General features: G+C 74.5%; 2 protein-coding genes. Both read right to left on the bottom strand.

Features of this window, described 5'->3' with window-relative positions:
- Positions 1–29: 29 nt before the first annotated feature.
- On the bottom strand, positions 30–1343 hold the full coding sequence (locus tag ACFV0G_RS38735) for an MFS transporter (RefSeq protein WP_380558408.1): 1314 nt from the start codon (positions 1341–1343) through the stop codon (positions 30–32).
- A gap of 86 nt (positions 1344–1429) precedes the next feature.
- The gene (locus tag ACFV0G_RS38730; protein WP_380558405.1) at positions 1430–1804 is read right to left on the bottom strand and encodes a glycerophosphodiester phosphodiesterase family protein; all 375 of its coding nucleotides are present in this window, start codon (positions 1802–1804) and stop codon (positions 1430–1432) included.
- Between the last annotated feature and the right edge of the window lie 243 nt (positions 1805–2047).

Here is a 2047-nt window from a genome sequence, read left to right as displayed (position 1 = left end):
GGGGTCCCGCCCGCGGTGGGGGCGGGCCGCTACAACCGCTCGGGGGCGGGGTTCCCGACGGCCTCGATGGCGCGGCGGACGGGGACCTTCACCAGCACCGCGAAGCCGATCACGAAGAACACCAGCAGGGAGATGATCGCGGAGCGGTAGCTGCCGGTGATCTGGTACGCCAGGCCGAAGACCAGCGGGCCCATCCAGCTGGTGCCGCGGTCGCTGTTCTTGTAGAAGCTGAAGTACTCGGCCTCCTTGCCGGCCGGGACGAGGTGCGAGAACAGCGAGCGGGAGAGCGCCTGGCTGCCGCCGAGCACCAGGCCGATCATGCAGGCCAGGGCGAAGAACCAGATCGGCCGGTGGGCGGGCATCACGTACCCGAGGGCGAGGGTCAGCACCCAGGCGACCAGTGAGCCGAGGACGGTCCGCTTGGCACCGTACCGGCCGGCGATCCGGCCGAGCAGCAGGGCGCCGCCGATCGCCACGATCTGGACCAGCAGCACGGCGGCGACCAGCGAGGTCTGGTCCATGCCGAGCTCCTCGCTGCCGTAGAGCGAGGCCTGGGAGACGACGGTCTGGATGCCGTCGTTGTAGCAGAGGAAGGCGCCCAGGTAGAGCAGCGTGAGCGGGTACTGCCGCATGCCGCGCAGGGTGCGGGCTAGTTCGCGCAGGCTGCCGGCGGTGGGCCGGTCCGGCGCGGCCGCGGCAGGGTCGGGGGCCGCACCGGCCCGGGAGGGCAGCCGCAGCAACGGGACGATCGTGAACAGCGCCCACCACAGGCCCGCCGAGGCCAGGCAGATCCGCACGGCGGTGCCGGAGGACAGGCCCAGCCCGTCGTGGCCCTCGAACAGCGCCAGGTTGGCGATCAGCAGCAGCCCGCCGCCCGCGTAGCCGTAGGCCCAGCCCTTGGAGGAGACCGCGTCGCGCTCGTCGGGGGCGGCCAGGCCCGGGAGGTAGGCGTAGGAGAGGGCGACCGACACCGCGTACGCGATGTTGGCGACCACCAGCAGGGCCCCGCCCAGCAGGTAGTGGTCGCCGCCGAGGAAGAACATCCCCATCGTGGCGATCGCGCCGACGTACGCGAAGCCGCACATCAGCTCCTTGTGCCGCCCGGTGCGGTCCGCGACGGTGCCGGTCAGCAGCATCACCGCGACCGACACCAGCACCGAGAAGGAGACCGTGTACGGGAAGAACGACCCCGCGCGGATCGAGAGGCCGAGCGGGTGCACGTCGCCGGCCGCGTCGGCGGCGTTCTTGGCGACGGAGGTCAGGTACGGCCCGAGGAACACCGTCAGGACGGTGGCCGAGAAGGCGGCGTTGGCCCAGTCGTTGATGTACCAGCCGAACTGCATCCGGCGCAGGGCACGGCCTTCGGCGGTGGTCGCCGGGTGGTCCGGTACCCGGTCCGGCGCCCGGTCGGGCAGATGGGCAGCGGTGCTCATGGGGCTCCTGTCTCCGTGCTGGAGCCGGTGCTGCCGTCGTTCCAGCAGCCGCGCTCACCGAGGACGTCCCGCAGGACGTCGATGCGATCGGCCATGATGCCATCCACACCCAGGTCGAGGAGAGACCTGATCCGTGTGGGATCGTCCACAGTCCAGACGTGCACCTGCAGGCCGAGGCGGTGGGCGGCGCGGACGAAGGCCCGGTCGACGACCGGCACGCCGCGGTGCCGCTCCGGCACCTGGGCACAGAGCCCGGCGAACGGTGCCCCACGGCCGCGCAGCAGCGGCCCGGCCAGCGAGCGCAGCCGCAGCCGGGCCACCTCGCGCGGGCCGAGCGAGGTGGCCAGCCGGGGGCCGGCGGCGGCGCGCACGGCGGCCAGGCGGCCGTCGGAGAAGCCGCCGACGCAGACCCGGTCCCAGGAGTTCGTCCGGCGGAGGCCCGCGCCCCCCCGGGCGCCCGGGGCCGCCGCGCGGTCGTGGCGGGTTTTTCTCGCGCGCGGGGGGCGCGCGCGCCGCGGCGCCCCCCGGGGGCGCTCGCGCCCCCCCCCCCCCCCCCCCCCCAACACCCCCCCCCACACCCCCCCCCCCCCCCCCCCCCCACCCCCCCCGCGGCT

The sequence above is a fragment of the Kitasatospora sp. NPDC059571 genome, from assembly GCF_042735675.1.
GTDB lineage: Bacteria > Actinomycetota > Actinomycetes > Streptomycetales > Streptomycetaceae > Kitasatospora.
This window is presented reverse-complemented; position numbering and strand designations above follow the sequence as displayed.